Below are 21,152 nucleotides of genomic sequence, written 5' to 3'. Positions count from 1 at the left end.
ATGGCAGGGACTGCTGGAACCGCAGGGACAGGCGGGACGGGCAGGACGGGCAGAACGGGCAGAACGGGCGGAACAGACGGGACGGGCAGAACGGGCAGAACGGGCAGAACGGGCAGAACGGGCAGAACGGGCAGAACGGGCAGAACAGGCGGAGCGGGCAGAACAGACAGAACAGACAGAACAGACAGAACATGCAGAATAGGCGGAACGGGCAGAATAGCTGGAAACACTTGACCCGCAAGACCCGCAAGACCCGCAAGACCCGCAAGACCCGCAAGACCCGCAAGACCCGCAAGACCCGCTGGCCCCGCAAGACCCGCTGGCCCCGCAAGACCCGCAAGACCCGCAAGACCCGCAAGACCCGCAAGACCCGCAAGACCCGCTGGCCCCGCAAGACCTGTAAGAACCGCTGGCCCCGCAAGACCTGTAAGAACCGCAGGACCCGCTGGCCCTGCAAGACCCGCAGGACCCGCTGGACCTGCAAGACCTGTAGGACCCGTAAGACCGCTGAAAGGGAACTAGGATCCGCTATTGAGGAGAAAAGTGGTGGATTCAAAGTGAAACGGAACTACAGGGCGCTATTTGCCATAATAAGCAGGCTTCAGAAGCCAAAATCGGCAAATAAGGGATCGTAGTTCCGCTTGGATAGCTATTTGGTTGATTTTCGACAAAATAGAGGATCGTAGTTCCCTTTAGCGGCGTTGGGATGGAAAAGTTGCTCCCGCACTGGAATAAGCATGCTATCGGCAGGATTAAGCATACTACCGCCGGTTTTAAGCACACTAATTAAAAGGACCGTCAAGAGGAACAATCCCTCCTGACGGTCCTTCTCGCTATTTCTTCAACTTCTCCAGCTCAGCTGTCACATTCTCAATCATTTGCACGAAGGAGGTCAGCTCCTGAGCGCTGGCAGCTTGGGTACGCGCGTAGTGCGTAGTTTCCTCGGAGCCTTTCTTGACCAGGTCAAGCTTCTGCGTAATCAGCTTTAGCTTGGATTGAATCTGATCCAGCGATTCTCTGGAGTGGGAAGCGAGTTTGCGCACTTCGTTGGCGACGACTTCGAAGCCGCGGCCATGCTCGCCGGAACGGGCGGCTTCAATGGCTGCGTTCAATCCGAGCAGATGCGTCTGATCGGAGATTTCTTTCATGACGGAGCCCATCTTCGCGATGTCTTTGATCTCATTGTTGAGCTCATCGATGCGCGTGTTGGAGAGCTCTTGGGATTCAGCAGTCTGAATCGCCGTATCAGCAACCGTCTGGCTGCTGCCGCCAAGCTCAACCATCATGGAAGCAAGATCTTGGACGGCGCTGGTGATCGTCGTCAACATTTTATTTTGCTCATCTGCCAGCGTTTGGATCTTCTGTTTCTCCTCGTGCTCGTAAGCCTCGAGGACAAGCTGAGAATCCAAGTTAAACATTTTGCTCAACGAATGAAGAACTTGAGCCCAGTCATCAGGAAGATGCTGCTTGAAATGAAAGGTAGCTAAATCTGCATATTTTAAATAAGTGCCGAGGTACCAGGAAGTCGTTAAGCCGATTCGCGAATGGACGTTTCCAATAAAAAGCCGTTTTTTGATATATTCTTCATCAATCACACCGGATGCCATAGATAAGAAATACCAACGTTGTGTTTCCTTAAGGCGTTCAATGGTACTGTGTTTCTCAATAAGGGCGACGAGCTCAGGCCATCTAATAATCTCTGCATACAATTCGTCTACAAGCTTGTCCACGACAAGCTGAAAAGCGGCTTGTTTGCTTTTCAAAAGCTGTAGATCCGCATCGGTTAGGCCAATGAAGGACATAAGTTTCTGGCGTTCTGGTTGAACTTTAATCATGGAATAATTGGTCTCCTTCTGTCTTAACTGTAAGTGGTGGCCCGTTGCTTATATCTTACATCCTGTTGGACAAGCAAACTGCAAGAAAAAAACCGCTTCACAGGTGAGTGCAAAGCGGCTCTGTTGCTAGGCTTGGACGATTCTATTTCATAACTTGAATCACTGTAGCAATAGCTGCAATAATAAACAAGACTGCGAAGAATCCGCCAAAGCCAATGCCTACATCCATTAAATCGTTACGCGGTTCTTCATACACGTGAAGCTCAGGGTGTTTAGGATCGCTCATGTGGTTACCCCCTAACGTCCGACATTCGTAGTTTAAGCTTAGTATACCCAAATTCGTCGAAAGTTGTAAAGCTAATCGAGGTGACAATTATGAAAACAATCACCGTTAAGAGCGGATTCTGTAAAATAAGACTTGACTCTAACATTAGTGTCATGGTTTACAATGAGTACATCCTTACTTGATCAAGGAAAAGGTGAAGGCGATGCGGATTAGTGAATTATCCAAGCTTACCGGTGCCAGCATTCGTTCATTGCGGTACTATGAAGCCAAAGGACTCATCACGACACAACGCGAAGAAAATGGCTACAGAGTCTACAACCAGATGGTTGTGGAACGCGTGAAAACCATTCAATTCTATTTAAGTTTAGGCTTCACGACCGAGCAAATCGAAAGCTTTCTCAACTGTGTCATGAAAAATCAGGAGTCGTTGTGCGATGATTTGCTGCCACTCTACACAGAGAAGCTGCAAGACATTGAGCGACAAATGGAAATGCTGCAGCTGCTGCAAGCGAATTTGAAGGATCGTATCGCTTATATTGAGCAGCAAAGGCTTCAGGGGCTGCCTGTAGGTTTACCGACGATCTAGGAATGTTTTCAACTGCTTGTGGCTAAATGTTGGCTTGGTTGAAATGACCTAGTGGTGTGGTATACTTTACTTGTTGACGTTCATCGGTAGCTATGTCCTACTTGATGCTATAAATCAAATCCATTCTTAGAAGGAGGAACTATCATGTCAATCGTGAATGTTTCTGATAACAGCTTTAAAGCAGAAGTTGAAGGAGAAGGTACAGTACTTGTAGACTTCTGGGCGCCTTGGTGCGGACCTTGTAAAATGATCGCTCCTGTATTGGAAGAACTTGATAAAGAAATCGAAACTTTGAAAATCGCAAAAGTTAACGTGGATGACAATCCAGAATCCGCTGCTCGCTTTGGCGTTATGAGTATCCCAACACTGATCGTTTTCAAAGACGGACAGCCTGTTGATAAAGTTGTGGGCTTCCAATCCAAAGAAGCACTCAAAAATGTAGTATCCCGTCATCAATAATTTGTTAGAAACTAGAAACAATTGTTCGTGTGAAAAAGCTCTTTTTCTGCTATGCTGAGAAAGAGCTTTTTTGTTGTGTGAAAGGAGACGAGGGCATGACCGAGCAGGAACAGGAAGACCCCAAAGTCCGTGAACAAAGTTTAGAAGTGATTAAGCACAAGCTATCTTTATTGCCTGACAAACCGGGCTGCTACATTATGAAAAACCGCGAAGGCACTATTATTTATGTGGGCAAAGCCAAAGTTTTGAAAAATCGTGTGCGTTCCTATTTCACAGGAAGTCACAGTGCAAAGACGCAAAAACTAGTCAGCGAAATCCGCGACTTTGAATATATTATTACGTCCTCGAATATGGAAGCGTTAATTCTCGAGTGTAATCTGATTAAGCAGCATCATCCCAGATACAATGTCCTGTTGAAGGATGACAAGACGTTCCCTTACATCAAGATTACCAATGAAGCGCAGCCGCGTCTGGAAGTCACGCGGCGGATCTATAAGGATAAGGGCAAGTATTTCGGCCCTTATCCGAACGCTTTTGCGGCCCAGCAGACGAAGAAACTGCTGGATCGGCTTTATCCGCTGCGCAAGTGCAAGACTATGCCCGAGAAAGTATGCCTATACTATCATATCGGGCAGTGTCTGGCGCCATGCGAATTCGATATCACCGCGGAGACGAACGAGCGGATGGTGCAAGAGATCAGTCGTTTCCTTAACGGGGGACACGACGTTATTAAGGAAGAGCTGACCACCAAGATGTTGGCGGCAGCGGAGGAACTGAACTTTGAGCGCGCGAAGGAATTGCGTGATCATATCTTGAACATCGAAGCGGTGATGGAGAAGCAGAAGATCAACTCCGTGGATGCGCTGGACCGCGACGTATTCGGCTACGCAGTCGACAAGGGCTGGATGGCTGTGCACATTCAATATATGCGCCAGGGCAAGCTGATCGAGCGCCATGTCTCGCTCTTCCCTTATTACGGCGATGAATACAGTGATTTCATGACTTATGTGACGCAAGTCTACAGCGAGAATCCGGCGCTGCCTAAGGAAATCTTCCTTCCGACCATGCCTGTGCAGGGGGAAGAGGCTTCAGCCGTGAGGGAAGCGACTTCTGTCGCAGAGGAAGCGACTTCTGCCGTAGAGGAATCTGCGGAAGCCGTGCCCACGAAGGAAGCTGCTCAAGCGGAAGCGGAGGAGATTGATGTCCGCGAAGCATTGGAATCCTGGCTTAAGGTCAAGGTGCATATTCCGCGGCGCGGACTCAAGAAGCAAATGGTTGATATGGCTAAGGACAACGCGCGCAATGCGCTGGACGAGAAGTTCCGACTAGTAGAGCGGGATGAGAAGCGGACAACCAAAGCGGTTGAGAATCTGGGCGAATGGCTGGGTCTTGGAACGATACGCCGGATTGAAGCGTTCGATAATTCCAATATTCAAGGGACTAACCCAGTGTCGGCGATGGTTGTTTTCGTAGACGGTCGGCCGGATCGCAAGGAATACCGCAAATATAAAGTGAAGACGGTCGTTGGACCGGATGATTACGAGACTATGCGCGAAGTTATTCGGCGCAGGTACGAGCGGGTGCTCAAGGATAACCTGACGATGCCCGATCTGATCGTCGTAGATGGCGGGAAGGGGCAAATCTCGGCGGCGGTGGATGTACTGGAGAATGAGTTGGGCCTCTTCATCCCGATCTGCGGACTGGTCAAGGATGCGAAACATAAGACAGCACAGCTTATGATCGGTGATCCCGCAGAGATCGTTCCATTGCCGCGGGATAGCCAGGAGTTCTACTTGCTTCAGCGGATTCAAGATGAAGTCCACCGATTCGCCATCACGTTCCACCGGGAAACAAGAGCGAAATCGATGGTCGTGTCCCAGCTCGATGCCATACCGGGTATTGGTGAAAAACGGCGCAAGGCGCTGCTCAAACATTTCGGCTCCGTGCGCAAAATAAAAGAGGCTGAAGTTCAAGACTTCAAGCCTCTGGGTATCGGTGAGAAATTGGCGGGCGAAATTATCAAAGCACTTCAAGGCGAGGCGGCAATTCCCCAGGAGTAAGGGGCGGCCGTCTTTTTCCATGTATCCAAGCCAACAGTAAACCAATGAGCGCCGGCAGCAGGAGATAGAAGATACCGGCTAGAATATCGCTGATGTGCCCGAGCGAGAAGAGCGACATGCCCATCAGAATGCTGTCCATACAGGCATGTGCGAATACAGCGGTGATGAAACCGTATTTGAGGAATACATAACCAAGAATAATGCCAATAATCGTAACCTCAATTAACCTTGTATATACCGGATAAATCGGATACTGGGTATGGCTGGCTGCCCATATGATACTAGGAATCAAGACAGCAATGAAGTTGTTGCGGAACAATTTTTTGAATAAAATAATGCCGAGCAGCCGGTAGGTTGCCTCTTCCGAAATCGCCGCAACCCAGGCCATCAGCGGGAATAGGCGGGGTTCCAGCATATTGAGTACCGAATCCGTAGGGTCATTGACGGCCCAGACATCAAAGCTCGTTTCCCCGGCATAGAACAGCACCTGCTGAATGCCTAGAATGAAGAGGGCCAATAAATAGCCGCGTCCCATACCGTGGAAGACATCGCTGCCGAACCTGCGCTCTTTCCAAGCGGGCCATTTGTTTTGACCGGCAGCAGCCCACAAACCGTTGCCGGCTACTAGTGCGAAATAGAGCGAAACACCTAACAAAACCGTAACCACGTCCATGAAAATGATGGTTGCCCATGTAGCGAATTCGACGTTCACTGTACCGCTCACGGACCGAAAAGCTGGATACATATTAAAGTTGTTCGTAATATAAATGGCTAGGAATATGGCGGTTAAATATAAGCCTCTGCTGAATCTCATATGTTTTCTATAAATGATAGCGAAGACGATGGAGGCAAGGGCCATAAGGATTGTGAAGCCCATAGAAATCCAGGTCATCACGGAAGCCGAGTGATCCTGTTGGTCGATCCAGGCCTTATGGGAGGAAGGTAAGCTGAATTGAGCCGTATAGCCAACCAGGCTTTTCTCATCGAATTCCATGCGCACCTGAAACTTAGCCTCGCCCAGAGGCGCAGAGGTTTTCTCGTAATAAAGCGTTGTACCGTTATCTTCATCAGCTTCTGATTTGTCAACGTCGATGAGGGTCATTTCATCGGGATTAAGTCCCTGCGTCCGCATTTCCTGCTTGGCCAAAATATCGGCTTTCTGCTTGCTGATGAGCGCTCCTTGGGGAGAGGCGAGTATTTCGTGCCAACCGATGACGGAGGCATTCGTATAATTAACTTCAACGATGAATTGACGATTCGTTTTCTTGTCATTTACACTAACTTGATAATAATCAATCGGGTAACGTTCCCCATATGTTTTATTATAAGGTTCGAGTAATTGTTCCTTTTGCAAATAACCGCTGCGGTCTTTTTTGGACTGATACACGACGAAAGTATCGGAGGCTTTCACGCCATATCGCCCACTTATGAATTGTGTCGCGCTGTCTGCGGCGGCGGCCTTAGTGATCGAAGGATTGTCACCGGCTGATGCTTCTTCGGTTTGGAGTCCGTATAGAATGGTTATGACAAGATATAACGCGATTCCGATACTGGCAAGTAAGAGGAGATGACGATTTAAGGTTGGCCTTGGCATAGTGAATTTCCCTTCTGGTTCACAATTATGAAACCCATCTTTTCACGTTACCACAGTTTAAAAAGATTGCCAATTCAGTGGTAAAGAAACCTAAACAGTTATATAATACCTATCAATTGCATGACAAGCCGAATTTCTTCATGAGAACGGGGAATCCTACCGGGAAAGCACTGGAAATTCAGAGTTTTTTGCTTAATACGGGAGGCGTTATGATTAAAAAATTGAAATTCAGGCCAATGACACCGCCTCAAATTTTAGTGCTTGGGTTTGCCGTTATCATTTTATTGGGAACCTGCCTTTTGATGCTTCCGTTTGCTTCGGCAACAGGCCAGTCTATTCCATTTATCGATGCGCTCTTTACATCAACTTCAGCGACTTGTGTAACAGGACTTGTTGTTGTGGACACAGGGAGCACGTATACGATGTTTGGACAAGTTGTTATTGTATGTTTAATTCAAATTGGCGGCTTAGGATTCATGACAATGGCTACCTTGCTAGCTTTTGTATTTCGCAAAAAAATTACGCTCAAGGAGAGACTTGTTCTGCAAGAAGCCTTCAACCAAGGCAGCATGGAAGGTATCGTGCGATTGATTCGCAGAGTCTTGATTTACTCCTTAACGATTGAAGCTATAGCTGCAGTCATTTTCACGATTCGTTGGTCATTTGATTTGGGTTTCTCAAAAGCTTTGTACTTTGGCATCTGGCATGCCATTTCTATGTTTAACAATGCGGGCTTTGATCTGTTTGGAACGGTAGATGCTCCTTTCATTTCATTAACGGGATATGTGGATGATTTTGTGATCAACTTCGTGGCAATGGCTCTCATCGTGCTTGGGGGTATTGGCTTTATTGTCATGTCCGACGCTATTGATTTCCGCAGCACCAAGCGGCTTTCGCTCCATTCAAAGGTCGTGTTAAGCATGACTGGCCTGCTCATTGTACTAGGTGCCCTCATCATCTTTATATTCGAATATACGAATAACAGAACAATAGGTTCGCTGCATATGGGCGGGAAAATTCTAGCCTCATTCTTCCAATCTGTTGCCCCGCGTACAGCGGGTCCGAATACGGTAGATATCGGCGCTATGCGGCAAGCTTCGCAATTTTTCATGGTTATTCTAATGTTCATCGGGGCATCGCCCGGTTCAACAGGAGGCGGTATCAAGACCACGACGTTCACGATTCTTATAGCTGCAATCATCACGATGATCCGTGGGAAAGAAGATATCGTTATCTTCCGCTACCGTTTGGCTAAGGATCGCATTCTCAAAGCGATTACCCTAACGATGGTCGCCTTGTTTCTGGTCATTATGGTTACGATGCTGCTGTCAACGACGGAGGATTCGCAGCTGCTAAAAATATTATTTGAAGTCACCTCGGCATTCGCAACAGTCGGATTAACGATGGGGCTGACGCCGGATTTAACGACATTTGGCAAAATTCTCATCTCTATGACGATGTTTGCTGGTCGATTAGGCCTGATTACACTGGCGTATGCGCTTCAACCTAAGCAAGAGAAAGAATTATTTAGATACCCTGAGGGTAAAATCACGATTGGATAGGGGAAAGAAGATGAAAAAGACGCAGTATGTGGTCGTAGGACTCGGACGGTTTGGGGCGAGTATTTCCAAAGAACTTATCAAACTAGGCAACGAGGTGCTTGGTGTAGATAGGGACGAGGAAGCTGTAGACGAGATGAGTCATGTGCTTACCCATACCGTAGTAGCTGATGCTACAGACGAGGAAGTACTCAAATCATTAGGTGTACGTAATTTCGACTGTGCGGTGGTTGCCATTGGTGATGACATTCAATCCAGCATTTTGGCGGCGATTGTGCTCAAGGATTTGGGCGTCAAAAAGGTTGTTGCCAAAGCGCTATCTGAACTTCATGGGAAGGTATTGCAGAAGTTAGGGGTTGATCGGGTGATATATCCGGAGCGGGACATGGGCATCCGAGTAGCGCATCAATTAAACTCGCCGAACTTGCTGGACTATATCGAAATTTCCAAGGATTACACGATTGCCGAGCTGTCTGTACCCAAACGATTGTGTGGACTAACGATAAAAGAACTCGACCCGCGAGCCAAATTTGGCTGCAGCGTAGTCGCTATTAACAAACAAACAGGCGTCATTATTGCCCCGACCTCTACGGATGTCGTCAATGAGAATGATATGATGGTGATCATCGGAACGAATGAACAAATTGATAGGTTTGAGAGTGAAGTAATCGGGTAATGGAAAATACAACATCCCACCTTATTGAACATGTACTTATTCTGCTCGTTTTAATTTTTGGTTTGGGCATGTTTTTCGGCAAAGCTGCGCAATGGTTAAAGCTGCCTGATGTGGCTTTATTCCTTGTGGCGGGAATGTTGGCAGGTCAAGCTTTTCACTGGATTGATGAGACGAGCACCTCGTTCACGAATCAATTTATTCTTGTTCTTGGATCGTCGTTAATCCTTTTTGACGGGGGACGCAATATTAGACTGACTGGGCTGCGTAAAGTGTGGCTGACTGTTGGTTTATTAAGTATACCGGGTGTATTGCTTACTTGTGGCGCAGTCGCGGTTATAGCTCATCTGCTCTTAGATTTACCTTGGCTGTATGCTTTGCTGCTAGGGGCAATTATTGCTTCTACGGATCCAGCCACACTCATTCCGGTATTCAAACAAGTGAAGATCCGCACGAAAGTGAGGGAAACGGTAGAGAGTGAATCCGCATTTAACGATGCGACGGCATCCATCTTAACCTTCTCCTTGCTGGCGATTATTTTGGGGACAGAGAAGATTTCTATAGCCTCAGGTATTTTAGATTTTGTGAAGACTGCGCTTGGCGGACTCGCATTGGGAGCGGTCATAGGGTTTGGAATGACTTACTTGACTGCCCACTCGCGATTAGGATTATTGAGAGATTATGCGACGATTGCGATGGTTGTTACTTCTTTGGGGGCTTATATTGCGGGCGAATATGTGGGCGTCAGCGGTTTTATGGCAACCTTCACGGCTGGTTTAATGTGGGGGAATGCCGAAACCTTCAAACTGAATATGCAAGACAAACGGCATGAGATGGATCATTTTTCCGATAATATGACCGTTATCATGCGAATGTTGATTTTCATTCTCTTGGGCAGCCAAGTGAATTTTCCTTTGATTGTGGCGAATCTCTGGACGAGTCTGGGTGTCATCTTTGTTTTTATTTTTGTTGCGCGACCTCTTACCGTTCTAGCTTGTACATGGCCTGATCGTAAAGCCGGCTGGACTTGGCGGGAAATTTTGTTTATGTTTTGGGTGCGTGAAACAGGCGTTATTCCTGCCGCATTAAGTGGGATGGTTGCAGGTTTGGGCGTAGCGCATAGCGAATTAATTGCAAGTGTTACGTTTATGGCGGTCTTGATCACTATTTTATTCCAGGCTAGTACAACAGCTTATGTAGCCCGTAAATTAGGACTTGAAGTAAAGGCTGAGGGAACCGATATAAAAGGAAGTACGCAATCTGTCAGATGAAGGATATCTCAACTTTTTAGCCCTCAACTTTAGCAATGTGCACAACGAGAGAATGACGAGGCGAAGGTGGACCCCTAATGTATAAAGTATTAATGATTGAAGATGACGCAATGATCGGCGATATGGTATCTATGTATTTAGGTGAAGAAGGCTTTACAGTCATGCGTAAAGAGAATGGTCAAGATGGGGCGGAAGCGATCTATAAGTTTGCCCCGGACATTATTTTGCTTGATCTGATGCTGCCTGATATGGATGGACTTGAACTTTGCAGACGGGTTCGTCAAACATCTGGTGTGCCGATTATGATTGTTTCGATGAAGAATAAAGTCGTTGAACGGGTCAATGCACTTGGAGCTGGCGCAGATGATTACATGTGCAAACCGTTCAGCATGCATGAAATGAGTGCGCGGGTGCATGCGCTCATCCGCCGTTCCAATACGTATCAGAAGAAAAGCGATTTCCCTGCCGTTCAGTCCATCGCTGTCATGGAGGTGCAGCCCAAAGCAGCGGTGACGAAGAAGGACGGAGATAAGAGCATCATGCTCAATCTGCATACTCGTTCTATGCTGGTTCGCGGTCAGATCGTTGAGACGACCTATTCGGAGTTCGAAATCATGAAGTGCTTCGTCAACAATCCAGGCCGCGTATTCAGTCGAGAAGACTTGCTCCAAACGGTTCGCGGCTTCGATTCCTATGTGACGGATCGGGCGATTGATGTGCATATTGCTAATCTTAGGAAAAAAATCGAAGATAACCCCAAGGAACCGCAGCGAATTAGAACGGTTTGGGGAGTAGGGTATAAATATATGTAAATGAAAAGCCAACCTCGATGTGAATGCGGGTTGGCTTTTTGGTTTACCCGGACGGCCTCGAGCGGAGGGAATTCCAGTGCGCTATTTTGCTGTTAAGGGGTTCCCATTATTAGTTGGCGTCCACCGCAGGCTAGGGTTTTCTTGCTGACGTCCAAAGCAGACTTCTTCGCTTTAGGGCTTTTCGGTCTCAAAGTGTATCTAAAGAACTGTAGGATGCTTATAGACCGGAAAATGGCTGCTTTTGAGATTTAATGAACAGAGTTGGCGCTAACGGGCACTTTATTGGCGGAAAGGTGATCATTTGTTTGAAATAGGGCATCTGGGATTCATTAGATTTTCAGAATGAGCGATTTTGGGCGAATAAAGAGTATTGAGTTCGTTAGGGGTCTTGGGTTTGCCTCAAGGTTCATGGGCTGGGTGACCTAACCGCAGGCTGGGGTTTTCTTACTGAGGTCCACCGCAGACTTCTTCGCTTTAGGGCTTTTCGGTCTCAAAATGCATCTAATGAACTGTAGGATGCGTATAGACCGGAAAATGGCTGCTTTTGAGATTTAATGAACGGAGTTGGCGCTAACGGGCACTTTATTGGCGGAAAGGTGATCATTTGTTTGAAATAGAGCTTCTGGGATTCATTAGATTTTCAGAATGAGCAATTTTGGGCGAATAAAGAGTATTGAGTTCGTTAGGGTCTTGGGTTTGCCTCAAGGTCCTTTGACTGGGTGACCTAGCCGCAGGCTGGGCTTTTCTTATTGATGTCCACCGGAGACTTCTTTGTTATGGCGGATTTCGGTCTCACAGTGCATCCAATGAACTGGAGGATGCTTATAGACCGGAAAATAGCTACTTTGGCGATATAATGAACTGGATTAACGATATCGAGCAAATTTTAGGCGGAAAGGTGATCATTTGGTTGAATAGAACTTCTGGGATTCATTAGATTTTCAGAATGAGCAATTTTGGCCGAATAAAGAGTATTGAGTTCGTTAGGGGGCATGCGAAGGTGCATGGACTTGAAGACCTAGCCGCAGGCTAGGTCTTTCTAGTGATTGACCTACCGGCTGATGCAGCTATTTATGCTTCGCAAAGCAGGTGACAGCCTGGTTTATGAATTTCATGGCTTCTGGATTATCAGAAGTATGATCGGAGTAGATCAGGGATGTCGTTCTTTTGGTTTGCTCCAATTCGACCAGTTGACGCAAGATCAGCTCGTTATTGCGAATTAAATCTTCCCGCAAATAGGATTTCGGCAGCAGCGTGGCTGTTTTGCAAGTGGAAACGAGCCGAATAATGGCTTCGAAGGAGTCGATTTCCATTTGGACGTTGGGGAAAATCGTATAGCGATGGAAGAGTTCATCCATCAAGATGCGATACCAGGTTCCTTTGGAGAACAGAATCATCGGCAGCTCGTTCAAATCATCCATGGTAATCACGCTGCGATCAATGAAGGGATGTCCAAGCGGCAGCACAAGACAGAGGTGATCATCGAACAAAGGCTCGCAGTGCAGGCTGGAAGCATTGATTTGGGAGGCGACGACACCGATGTCGACCTTGTGCTCTTTGACCATGGTGACAATTTCATGGGTTTTGCCGGTCAGAAGCTTAATTTCGGTTAACGGATATTCCTTCAGATAGTCTGTAATGAGATCGGGGAGCGTTGCTTGCAAGGTAGTGAGGCTGGCTCCGATGGTGATGGAGCTGTGGCTGCCCGCAGCTTTGTACATCTGGATGGTTTGTTTGAATTTACGCTCCAGATGACGAAGCTCCAGGGCGTGATCGTAGCAAATCTGTCCTACTTTGGTCAACTCCAGTCTTTTGCCTTTACGAATGAACAGTTCTACTCCCAGCTCTTCTTCCAGCTTCATGATTTTACGGGATAGTGCCGGCTGCGAAATATTCAGCAATTGAGACGCTTTGTTGAGGCTTACCTGTTCGACAACAACCGCGAAAACGTCCAAAAGTTCCATGGCGTTATCAGCTCCTCTTTCATCTTTATATGTGAATTAGTTATAAGTGTATATAAAAAAACGGCACTTCCATTATAAGCGTGAAAGAGGTACGATGTACATGTCACTTTTTATTCACATTTATTGGCTGGCCGTGTATATTCGTTCACTGCTTTAGCGCAAAATAGGCGTGGATGATTATGGGTTGACGCTCGTTTGCGGCGAGAGTACAATGGTATGTGGCTTGTTTTGTCTAAACTTGTCAGATGGTAGTTTTAGTTTATGAATTTTGTTGAGGGGGGAATTGGTTACATTATGGGTAATTCGTATTACTTTCGAAAGATCCACTCTTTGCTAGGTGTCATTCCGGTGGGCTTCTTCCTTATTGAGCATTTGCTCACTAACTACGAAGCAACCAAAGGTCCAGCAGCCTTCGTGGATCAAATTAATTGGCTGAACGGTCTGCCATTGGTTCTTCTCTTGGAAATCGTGGGGATTTGGCTTCCGCTTCTTTATCATGCCGTTTATGGTCTCTATGTGGCTTATCAAGCCAGAAATAACGTGTCCAGCTATGGGTATTTCCGCAATCAAATGTTCATGCTTCAACGCGTAACCGGCGTTCTCACGTTCTTGTTCGTTGCTTGGCATCTCTTCGAAACGCGTTTACAGGTTGCTCTAGGCAATGTAGCGCATGAGGATCTTGGTCGAACGATGCACGATATTGCGACGAATCCAGTTATTTTCACGATTTATGTCATTGGTGTTGTTTCAGCAAGCTTCCATTTCTGTAATGGAATTTGGTCGTTCTTGGTTAGTTGGGGGATTACAGTTGGACCGCGCGCGCAGCGTTATTCTTCCATTATTTGGATGGCTCTGTTCGTTGTGATGTCCGTTATGTTTATTATGTCTTTGGTCGCTTTTACAGGTACGGAATTTTCAGTTCCGGTAGAAGCACATTCGGGGCATTAAGGGAGGGTGAACAGAAGTGGCTAATTCGAAAATCATCGTCGTTGGTGGAGGCCTTGCGGGACTCATGGCGACAATTAAAGCAGCAGAAGCCGGGGTTCATGTGCAATTGTTCTCCTTGGTACCTGTGAAACGATCCCACTCCGTATGTGCGCAAGGCGGCATTAACGGTGCGGTAAATACCAAAGGTGAAGGTGACTCCACATGGGAGCACTTTGATGATACAGTTTATGGCGGAGATTTCTTAGCGAATCAACCGCCTGTTAAAGCATTATGTGACGCAGCTCCAGGGATTATTCACTTGATGGACCGGATGGGCGTTATGTTCAACCGTACACCAGAGGGTCTTCTTGACTTCCGCCGTTTCGGTGGAACCAAATATCACCGTACGGCATTCGCGGGCGCAACGACCGGTCAGCAGCTCTTGTACGCGCTGGATGAGCAAGTACGCCGCTGGGAAACAGCAGGTCTCGTAACGAAGTTCGAGCACTGGGAATTCCTCGGTTCCGTTCTGGACGATGACAATGTTTGCCGTGGTATCGCAGCGCAAGATTTGCGCAGCATGGAAATTCTAACGTTCCCGGCTGATGCGGTTATCTTGGCGACTGGCGGTCCTGGAATTATTTTCGGGAAAACAACGAATTCCGTTATCAACACGGGCACAGCTGCAAGTGCGGTTTACCAACAAGGCGTTAAATATGCCAATGGAGAAATGATTCAAATTCACCCGACTGCGATTCCGGGAGATGACAAGCTTCGCTTGATGTCTGAATCTGCGCGTGGTGAAGGCGGTCGTATTTGGACATACAAAGACGGTAAGCCTTGGTACTTCCTGGAAGAGAAATATCCGGCTTACGGCAACTTGGTGCCGCGTGATATTGCAACGCGTGAAATCTTCTCCGTCTGTGTGGACCAGAAGCTGGGCATCAACGGCGAGAACATGGTTTACCTGGATCTTTCTCATAAGGATCCGAAGGAGCTTGACATTAAGCTTGGCGGCATCATGGAGATCTACGAGAAATTCATGGGCGACGATCCACGTAAAATCCCAATGAAGATTTTCCCAGCGGTTCATTATTCCATGGGCGGAATCTGGGTTGACTATAATATGATGACGAACATTCCAGGTCTATTCGCAGCAGGTGAGTGTGAGTATCAGCATCACGGCGCAAACCGTTTGGGTGCGAACTCACTCGTTTCCGCGATCTATGACGGCATGGTTTCCGGTCCTAAAGCGGTTGAATATATCCGTGGCCTAGAGAAACATGCCGACGACACGTCTTCCATCGTGTATGATCGTGAGAAGAAACGTCATACAGATCGTTATGAGAACTTGCTCAAAATGAACAATGGCACAGAGAACGCCTACGTTCTGCACAAAGAGCTTGGCGACATGATGAACGCTAACATGACGGTTGTTCGCTACAACGATCGTTTGGAAGATACCATCGGTAAAATCAAAGATTTGAAAGAAAGATACAACAACATCAACATCACGGATACAGCACGTTGGAACAACCAAGGGGTTGCGTTCACGCGTCAACTTTGGAATATGTTCGAATTGGCTGAAGCGATGACGCTTGGCGCACTGCTGCGTAACGAGAGCCGCGGCGCGCATTACAAGCCGGAATTCACAGAGCGTGATGATGAGAATTTCATGAAAACGACAATTGCCGATTGGACGCCGGATGGCCCGAAAATCAGCTATGAAGATATTGATGTATCTTTGATTGCACCGCGGAAGCGTGACTACTCCACGGAGAAGAAAAAGGGAGGACATTAATCATGGCTGAGACACTAAGCGCACAAAAAACAGTGAAGTTTATCGTGACTCGTCAAGAGAGTCCAGATTCCAAACCTTATACCGAGGAATTTGAAATTCCTTATCGCTCCAACATGAACGTCATCAGCGGCTTGATGGAAGTTCAGCGTAATCCGAAGAACGCCAGCGGCCAAAAGACGACTCCGGTTTGTTGGGAATCCAACTGTCTAGAGGAAGTTTGCGGAGCTTGTTCCATGGTTATCAATGGCAAACCGCGCCAAGCTTGTTCAGCGCTTGTTGATAAGCTGGAGCAGCCAATTCGCGTAGCGCCAATGAGCACGTTCCCGGTAATGCGTGACTTGGTTATCGATCGCGGACGCATGTTCAACGCTTTGAAAAAGGTAAAAGCATGGGTTCCAATCGATGGTACGTATGATCTTGGACCAGGGCCGCGTATGGCCGAGTCGAAGCGTCAATGGGCTTATGAGCTGTCCAAATGTATGACATGCGGCGTTTGTTTGGAAGCTTGTCCGAACGTCAATGACAAGAACTCCTTTATCGGACCGTCCGCGTTATCCCAAGTTCGTCTCTTCAATGCGCATCCAACGGGTGAAATGAACAAAGACGAGCGTTTGGATACGCTGATGACAGATGGCGGTATCGAAGGTTGCGGCAACTCGCAAAACTGCGTGCGCTCTTGTCCGAAAGGCATTCCGCTTACGACTTCTATCGCAGCGTTAAATGCAGATACAACGAAACATTTGTTCAAGAAATGGTTAGGCGTGTAAGTGATAAAAATAAAGCCCGATACCCTGATTGCCAGGGTGTCGGGCTTTTTCGTAGGTGAAGAGGCTAAGATGAAGAGGGGAAAGCCGTTGTTGTCGCACAATCACTGTTATTTATAGGGGCAATATAGGGAGGATGCTGGGAAGTTGGATGAGCTTCTTGCAAGTCAACTTGAATAGGATGCTCTAAGGGTGCAGAAGCTGGTTTAATTGGCTGAATATCTAACATATAAATATGGTAGTGAATCGAATACATCGTAAACACCTCCGATTAATCATTTATATGTTATATAATATTACATTAAAGGTGTATATGACAACAAAATATTTATTTGTGTTATATATATTGACATATATTTAAGTTGAAAGTATGATAAGAACAAATGTAAGACTCCGTACCAATTTCATAGCACACATGTTTTCTAGGGTTCCGCGGCAGAATGAAGGCTGTTGGTCTGGTCCAAGAGAAGACACACGATGACGCATCATCGTGCACACGGAGGGATAAAAGCCCGGGAGGATATCAGAATATGATATCATCCTGGGCTTTTCTTTTTACCAGTTCATAGGGAGAGGGAGATCAGAATGAGACAAAGAATGGTATTTCTGATGATGGCCGTGTTATTGACGTTTACGGTAGTTAGCGGGTGTGCGAGCAAAGAGGCGGCAAGTACGAAGTCAGGAGGCAGCGCAGAGCCGATCAAATTGGCGCTTAGCCCTTGGCCAGGTTGGTTTGTCTGGTATTTGGTGAAGGAGAAAGGCTTCTTTGAGAAAAATGGGGTTAAGGTCGACCTCGTATGGTTCCCGGTCTACAGCGATTCCTTATCGGCGCTAGCCTCTGGCAAGGTCGATGCGAATAGCCAAACCCTGAGTGATACGCTTGCTCCAGCGAGTAAAGGCATTAAGCTGAAAGCGGTGCTGGTGAACGATAATTCCAATGGCGGAGACGGCGTTGTTGTGAAGCCTAGCATTAACTCGCTGAAGGATTTGAAAGGGAAAAAAGTCGCGACAGAACTGGGCACCGTTGACCATCTATTAATGCTTACTGCCTTGGAAAAAGAAGGGCTTGGCGAGAAAGACGTCGCCTATACGAATATGACGGTGAACGATGCAGGTCCAGCATTCATCTCAGGCAATTTGGATGCCGCCGTATTATGGGAACCTTTCCTGAGCAAAGCGATCCAAGAGGGCAAGGGCAAGCTCTTATTTTCATCCAAAGACACACCTGGACTTATCCCTGATCTCCTCGTTTTCAAAGAAGAAATCACGAAAAATCGTCCGGAAGATGTGAAGAAAATCATCAATGCCTGGTTCGATGCGCTCGATTATTGGAAAGCCAATCCGGAGGAATCTTTGCAAATTATGGCCAAAGCGGCAGAAACGCCGGTTGACGAATACAAAGCGGGTGTGGACAGCGTGAAGATTTTCCAACTTGAGGATAACGTGAAAGCTTTCCAGAAAGGCGATTCCTATGAATCTCTTGCATTCACGTCACAGAAAACGGCCGAGTTCCTGAAAAGCCTGGATATGCTAACTTCCATTCCTAAGGCTGAAAGCTTCCTGGACAGCCACTTTGTAGAAGAAGTGCTGAAGGAGCGCAAGAAATAAAAGTGAAGTGAGGTGCTCTATGGAGACGACTATCAAAAAAAGACGCAAATCAACGTTGTTTGCCATACGGGGCGATATTGATCGTAAAACGTATATCTCAGGTGTTGTGCTGATTGTGGCGTTGGTACTGGCGTTCTGGAGTTTGCTTAGTTACGGCAATTTCGTCAATCGCACGTTTCTGCCAACGCCAGATCAAGTTCTGCGTCAATTCATCATTCAATTGCAAAACGCTGTGTTTTGGCATCATGTGGGAATGAGTATTTTCCGCGTAGGAGCAGGGTTCTTGCTTGCTTGTATAGTGGGGATTCCGCTTGGCATACTGGCGGGGACTTTTCGTTTCGCCGAAGCGCTGCTAGTGCCTCCGACTGAATTTATTCGCTATATGCCAGCTACGGCTTTCATTCCACTGATTATGGTGTGGGCAGGCATTGGCGAATGGGCAAAGGTAATCGTAATCTTCATAGGCTGCTTTTTCCAACTTATGCTAATGGTTGCTGACAATACGCGATCCGTCTCGAATGATCTGCTGCAAACTTCGTATACCCTCGGGGCGAATCGCTGGCAGGCTATTGAAAAGGTGCTGATCCCAGCGCTCTTGCCGGATCTAATGAATACGATGCGCTTGATCATCGGTTGGGCGTGGACGTATCTGGTTGTCGCTGAATTGGTTGCGGCTAGCAGCGGACTTGGCTTCTCGATTATGAAGGCGCAGCGGTTCCTCAATACCGATCTCATTTTCGTAGGGATTATCGCCATTGGCTTGCTTGGTTTACTTACGGATCGCACATTTGCCTATTGTCACCGGAGATTTTTTCCTTGGCTAGAAGGAGGGCGTTGACAGATGCAGGCATTGAATCGAGAGCTGTTGAGTGAAAATGTGGCTGTGGTGAGTAAAATTAGCGCCACCGATGTAACAAAAGTATACAGCACGAAGAAGTCTCAGTTCGTTGCTTTGGATAGAGTCTCGTTTCATGTGGATGCTCATGAGTTCGTTAGCTTTGTGGGTCCATCTGGTTGTGGGAAGTCTTCCCTGCTGAGAATTGTTGCGGGCTTGGAGACGATGACGACAGGATCGCTCAGCATCTCTGGCCTTGAAATAGATGGGCCTGGCGCCGATCGCGGCATGGTGTTCCAGAGCTATACGCTGTTCCCTTGGTTGTCCGTGAGGGAGAATATCGAGTTCGGACTGACGCTTAAGGGAGTGCCATTGTTCGAAAAGCGGGCAATCTCCGATCATTTTATGGCGTTGGTCGGTTTGCACAAGTTCGCGAGATCGCTGCCGAAGGAGCTTTCGGGAGGCATGAAACAGCGTGTTGCGATTGCCCGGGCGCTGGCTAACAATCCGGAGGTGCTGCTGATGGATGAGCCGTTCGGCGCGCTTGATCCGCAGACCAAGAATGCGATGCAGGAACTGCTGCTGCGCATTTGGGAGAAGGAGAAGACGACGGTCGTCTTCATCACGCATGACATCGAGGAAGCGATCTTCCTGTCGCAGCGCGTTTATGTGATGCAGGCGCATCCAGGCACGATTCGCAAAGAGATCGTCATTCCGCAGGGGCTTCGCGAGGTCGAAGGCGTGAGAGATTCCGAAGCTTTCCTGAAGCTGAAAAAGCAGGTGATTTCGTTGATTGGGCATCATGATGCCGACGACTAGGCCTAGAACAATCCCGAGAATAGCCCTGAGAGCAGCCCGGAAATGAGCCCGTGCGGCCGAGGGCTGCTTTCGGGTTTTTTTTGCCTGACCCAGCTCAGCCATTACTTTCAATCGGCCGTTGCACAAAATGGCGATATTTGACGAGCGAATTGCTTCTCGATAAAATGAATTAAAGCGTTCTAAGAATGAGGGAAGTCTGATGAACAAAAGTAAACAGCCCACAATTATCGATGTGGCTTCAGAAGCCGGTGTTTCCATTGCAACGGTTTCTAATGTGATTAACCGCCGCAAGGTTCCTATGGCACAGGAAACGATACGTAAAGTGGAGGCGGCGATTGTAAGGCTAGGCTATAGACGCAATGTTATGGCAACGAATCTGAGCCGTCGTCGGTCCTATGAATTAGGGCTTATTATCCCGCATTTTGGCGGCTATTATGGCCGCTTTGCGGAGAGTTTGGAACAGAAGGTGCATCGGTTCGGGTATCACTTATCCGTATTCTCGGCTGCAGGGATGGATGCTGAGATCGAACAGCGTCATCTCGAACATCTGCTGCAGCGCAGAGTGGACGGTCTCGTGAGCCACGGCTTGGCGATGAGTATGCAGTCCACGCAGCAGTTGGTCGGAGTGGGGACGCCGCTCGTTATTTTTAACGGCTGGGGCTGGCCAGGGGAAATCGTGCAGTTGGCCGTGAATTTGGACTTTGCGAAGGCTTCCGTAGAAGCCGTACAGTATTTCTTGCGAAGCGGCTGCCAATCCGTCATCTACGTCGGCAAACGCAATGGCATGGGAGCCAATGATCAGCGGATCCAAGGCTTCCTTGCGGGGCTTGGCGATTCTGCGGAATCGACGGTTCATGCGCTCCTAGACGTGGGGGAGCTGGGTATAGCGGGAACGCTGGATGAGGCGCTGCGCTTGAGCGGAGAGAGCCGACCGATCGGCATTTATACGTTCAATGATGCGCTGGCGTTGGAAATTCTGGCCTTGTGCCACGAGCGAGGCGTTCATGTGCCAGAAGATGTGCATCTTATCGGCATGGACAATGAACTGTATTCAAGGGCTAGTTACCCAGCGATTACTAGCTTCGATATGCCGGTTGATCTGCAAACCAGCCTAGTTGCGGCCTTCCTGATGAAGCAGATCGGCGAGCCCTTGGACGAGGAGAGTGCGGCGCTGCTGGAAGAACATCTGCCTCGCGTACAAGGGCATGAGCTGCTGATTGATTTGGACATGATCGTGCGTAAATCAACGATGGCTTGACGAAAAGACCGCAATCCTACTCTCTGGTGAGAGCGGGTGAG

The 21,152-nt window shown here is 47.8% G+C and carries 20 protein-coding genes and 1 riboswitch; of the genes, 16 read left to right on the top strand and 4 right to left on the bottom strand.

Annotated features, from left to right (window positions below; all coding sequences use genetic code 11):
- Entirely contained in the window at positions 1-234 is a 234-nt protein-coding gene (locus IEY34_RS11210; RefSeq protein WP_189011418.1) for a hypothetical protein, read from the top strand.
- Complete coding sequence (locus tag IEY34_RS36720) at positions 231-635, top strand: hypothetical protein (protein ID WP_229757585.1); 405 nt, start codon at positions 231-233, stop codon at positions 633-635. Before IEY34_RS11210 ends, IEY34_RS36720 begins: the two co-directional genes overlap by 4 nt.
- 198 nt (positions 636-833) lie before the next feature.
- Here IEY34_RS36720 and IEY34_RS11200 read toward each other — a convergent pair whose 3' ends face one another.
- Entirely contained in the window at positions 834-1,835 is a 1,002-nt protein-coding gene (locus tag IEY34_RS11200; RefSeq protein WP_189011416.1) for a globin-coupled sensor protein, read from the bottom strand.
- A gap of 142 nt (positions 1,836-1,977) precedes the next feature.
- Positions 1,978-2,121 carry a YqzM family protein gene (locus tag IEY34_RS11195; protein WP_189011414.1) on the bottom strand — a complete coding sequence of 48 codons (144 nt, stop codon included), beginning with the start codon at positions 2,119-2,121 and terminating at the stop codon, positions 1,978-1,980.
- Positions 2,122-2,299: 178 nt separating this feature from the next.
- Between IEY34_RS11195 and IEY34_RS11190 the strand changes: the two genes are divergently transcribed.
- The 3 genes from IEY34_RS11190 to uvrC all read left to right on the top strand — a co-directional run bounded on the left by IEY34_RS11190 (position 2,300) and on the right by uvrC (position 5,226).
- Positions 2,300-2,707, top strand: a complete 408-nt coding sequence (locus tag IEY34_RS11190) for a MerR family transcriptional regulator (RefSeq protein ID WP_308423001.1) — start codon at positions 2,300-2,302, stop codon at positions 2,705-2,707.
- A gap of 144 nt (positions 2,708-2,851) precedes the next feature.
- Positions 2,852-3,166, top strand: coding sequence for a thioredoxin (gene trxA, locus IEY34_RS11185; protein WP_189011412.1), 315 nt, complete (start codon positions 2,852-2,854; stop codon positions 3,164-3,166).
- 95 nt (positions 3,167-3,261) lie between these two features.
- Positions 3,262-5,226, top strand: coding sequence for an excinuclease ABC subunit UvrC (gene uvrC / locus IEY34_RS11180; protein ID WP_189011410.1), 1,965 nt, complete (start codon positions 3,262-3,264; stop codon positions 5,224-5,226).
- On the opposite strand, the gene IEY34_RS11175 is transcribed toward uvrC, so the two are convergent.
- Complete coding sequence (locus IEY34_RS11175; RefSeq protein ID WP_189011408.1) at positions 5,186-6,820, bottom strand: CPBP family intramembrane glutamic endopeptidase; 1,635 nt, start codon at positions 6,818-6,820, stop codon at positions 5,186-5,188. The two genes, uvrC and IEY34_RS11175, sit on opposite strands and share 41 nt — an antisense overlap.
- A gap of 209 nt (positions 6,821-7,029) precedes the next feature.
- Here IEY34_RS11175 and IEY34_RS11170 point away from each other — a divergent pair, with 209 nt between their 5' ends.
- The 4 genes from IEY34_RS11170 (at position 7,030) to IEY34_RS11155 (ending at position 11,135) form a co-directional block, all read left to right on the top strand.
- Positions 7,030-8,382 carry a TrkH family potassium uptake protein gene (locus IEY34_RS11170; RefSeq protein WP_189011406.1) on the top strand — a complete coding sequence of 451 codons (1,353 nt, stop codon included), beginning with the start codon at positions 7,030-7,032 and terminating at the stop codon, positions 8,380-8,382.
- A 10-nt stretch (positions 8,383-8,392) separates the two neighbouring features.
- Positions 8,393-9,055 carry a potassium channel family protein gene (locus IEY34_RS11165; protein ID WP_189011404.1) on the top strand — a complete coding sequence of 221 codons (663 nt, stop codon included), beginning with the start codon at positions 8,393-8,395 and terminating at the stop codon, positions 9,053-9,055.
- Positions 9,055-10,323 (top strand): cation:proton antiporter, encoded by a 1,269-nt coding sequence (locus IEY34_RS11160; protein ID WP_189011402.1) that lies wholly within the window; start codon positions 9,055-9,057, stop codon positions 10,321-10,323. Before IEY34_RS11165 ends, IEY34_RS11160 begins: the two co-directional genes overlap by 1 nt.
- A gap of 77 nt (positions 10,324-10,400) precedes the next feature.
- Positions 10,401-11,135 (top strand): response regulator transcription factor, encoded by a 735-nt coding sequence (locus tag IEY34_RS11155; RefSeq protein WP_189011400.1) that lies wholly within the window; start codon positions 10,401-10,403, stop codon positions 11,133-11,135.
- A 1,067-nt stretch (positions 11,136-12,202) separates the two neighbouring features.
- Here the strand turns inward: IEY34_RS11155 and IEY34_RS11150 are convergent.
- On the bottom strand, positions 12,203-13,099 hold the full coding sequence (locus tag IEY34_RS11150; protein WP_189011397.1) for a LysR family transcriptional regulator: 897 nt from the start codon (positions 13,097-13,099) through the stop codon (positions 12,203-12,205).
- Positions 13,100-13,393: 294 nt separating this feature from the next.
- Between IEY34_RS11150 and IEY34_RS11145 the strand changes: the two genes are divergently transcribed.
- The 7 genes from IEY34_RS11145 (at position 13,394) to IEY34_RS11115 (ending at position 21,111) form a co-directional block, all read left to right on the top strand.
- Positions 13,394-14,047 carry a succinate dehydrogenase cytochrome b558 subunit gene (locus IEY34_RS11145; RefSeq protein WP_308423000.1) on the top strand — a complete coding sequence of 218 codons (654 nt, stop codon included), beginning with the start codon at positions 13,394-13,396 and terminating at the stop codon, positions 14,045-14,047.
- A 16-nt stretch (positions 14,048-14,063) separates the two neighbouring features.
- On the top strand, positions 14,064-15,827 hold the full coding sequence (gene sdhA, locus IEY34_RS11140; protein ID WP_189011395.1) for a succinate dehydrogenase flavoprotein subunit: 1,764 nt from the start codon (positions 14,064-14,066) through the stop codon (positions 15,825-15,827).
- 2 nt (positions 15,828-15,829) lie between these two features.
- Positions 15,830-16,594 (top strand): succinate dehydrogenase iron-sulfur subunit, encoded by a 765-nt coding sequence (gene sdhB / locus IEY34_RS11135; RefSeq protein ID WP_079409779.1) that lies wholly within the window; start codon positions 15,830-15,832, stop codon positions 16,592-16,594.
- A gap of 408 nt (positions 16,595-17,002) precedes the next feature.
- Positions 17,003-17,112, top strand: a riboswitch (guanidine-I (ykkC/yxkD leader).
- A gap of 64 nt (positions 17,113-17,176) precedes the next feature.
- On the top strand, positions 17,177-18,199 hold the full coding sequence (locus IEY34_RS11130; RefSeq protein WP_189011393.1) for an ABC transporter substrate-binding protein: 1,023 nt from the start codon (positions 17,177-17,179) through the stop codon (positions 18,197-18,199).
- A gap of 19 nt (positions 18,200-18,218) precedes the next feature.
- Entirely contained in the window at positions 18,219-19,037 is an 819-nt protein-coding gene (locus IEY34_RS11125; protein WP_189011391.1) for an ABC transporter permease, read from the top strand.
- A 3-nt stretch (positions 19,038-19,040) separates the two neighbouring features.
- Positions 19,041-19,853 (top strand): ABC transporter ATP-binding protein, encoded by an 813-nt coding sequence (locus IEY34_RS11120; RefSeq protein WP_189011389.1) that lies wholly within the window; start codon positions 19,041-19,043, stop codon positions 19,851-19,853.
- A 199-nt stretch (positions 19,854-20,052) separates the two neighbouring features.
- On the top strand, positions 20,053-21,111 hold the full coding sequence (locus IEY34_RS11115; RefSeq protein ID WP_189011387.1) for a LacI family DNA-binding transcriptional regulator: 1,059 nt from the start codon (positions 20,053-20,055) through the stop codon (positions 21,109-21,111).
- Positions 21,112-21,152: the final 41 nt, after the last annotated feature.

The organism is Paenibacillus marchantiophytorum, assembly GCF_014640555.1.
Lineage (GTDB): Bacteria > Bacillota > Bacilli > Paenibacillales > NBRC-103111 > Paenibacillus_E > Paenibacillus_E marchantiophytorum.
The sequence above is the reverse complement of the archived record's forward strand: the minus strand, read 5'-3'. Positions and strand labels throughout refer to the sequence as shown.

Excerpts from the sequence above, each read along its gene's own strand:
- IEY34_RS11165 (WP_189011404.1), top strand. The coding sequence starts at position 8,393 with ATGAAAAAGACGCAGTATGTGGTCGTAGGACTCGGACGGTTTGGGGCG.
- IEY34_RS11210 (WP_189011418.1), top strand. The coding sequence starts at position 1 with ATGGCAGGGACTGCTGGAACCGCAGGGACAGGCGGGACGGGCAGGACG.
- IEY34_RS11115 (WP_189011387.1), top strand. The coding sequence starts at position 20,053 with ATGAACAAAAGTAAACAGCCCACAATTATCGATGTGGCTTCAGAAGCC.
- IEY34_RS11125 (WP_189011391.1), top strand. The coding sequence starts at position 18,219 with ATGGAGACGACTATCAAAAAAAGACGCAAATCAACGTTGTTTGCCATA.
- trxA (WP_189011412.1), top strand. The coding sequence starts at position 2,852 with ATGTCAATCGTGAATGTTTCTGATAACAGCTTTAAAGCAGAAGTTGAA.
- IEY34_RS11120 (WP_189011389.1), top strand. The coding sequence starts at position 19,041 with ATGCAGGCATTGAATCGAGAGCTGTTGAGTGAAAATGTGGCTGTGGTG.
- IEY34_RS11170 (WP_189011406.1), top strand. The coding sequence starts at position 7,030 with ATGATTAAAAAATTGAAATTCAGGCCAATGACACCGCCTCAAATTTTA.
- IEY34_RS11195 (WP_189011414.1), bottom strand. The coding sequence starts at position 2,121 with ATGAGCGATCCTAAACACCCTGAGCTTCACGTGTATGAAGAACCGCGT.
- uvrC (WP_189011410.1), top strand. The coding sequence starts at position 3,262 with ATGACCGAGCAGGAACAGGAAGACCCCAAAGTCCGTGAACAAAGTTTA.
- IEY34_RS11155 (WP_189011400.1), top strand. The coding sequence starts at position 10,401 with ATGTATAAAGTATTAATGATTGAAGATGACGCAATGATCGGCGATATG.
- IEY34_RS11145 (WP_308423000.1), top strand. The coding sequence starts at position 13,394 with ATGGGTAATTCGTATTACTTTCGAAAGATCCACTCTTTGCTAGGTGTC.
- IEY34_RS11130 (WP_189011393.1), top strand. The coding sequence starts at position 17,177 with ATGAGACAAAGAATGGTATTTCTGATGATGGCCGTGTTATTGACGTTT.
- IEY34_RS11160 (WP_189011402.1), top strand. The coding sequence starts at position 9,055 with ATGGAAAATACAACATCCCACCTTATTGAACATGTACTTATTCTGCTC.
- sdhB (WP_079409779.1), top strand. The coding sequence starts at position 15,830 with ATGGCTGAGACACTAAGCGCACAAAAAACAGTGAAGTTTATCGTGACT.
- IEY34_RS11200 (WP_189011416.1), bottom strand. The coding sequence starts at position 1,835 with ATGATTAAAGTTCAACCAGAACGCCAGAAACTTATGTCCTTCATTGGC.
- IEY34_RS11150 (WP_189011397.1), bottom strand. The coding sequence starts at position 13,099 with ATGGAACTTTTGGACGTTTTCGCGGTTGTTGTCGAACAGGTAAGCCTC.
- IEY34_RS11175 (WP_189011408.1), bottom strand. The coding sequence starts at position 6,820 with ATGCCAAGGCCAACCTTAAATCGTCATCTCCTCTTACTTGCCAGTATC.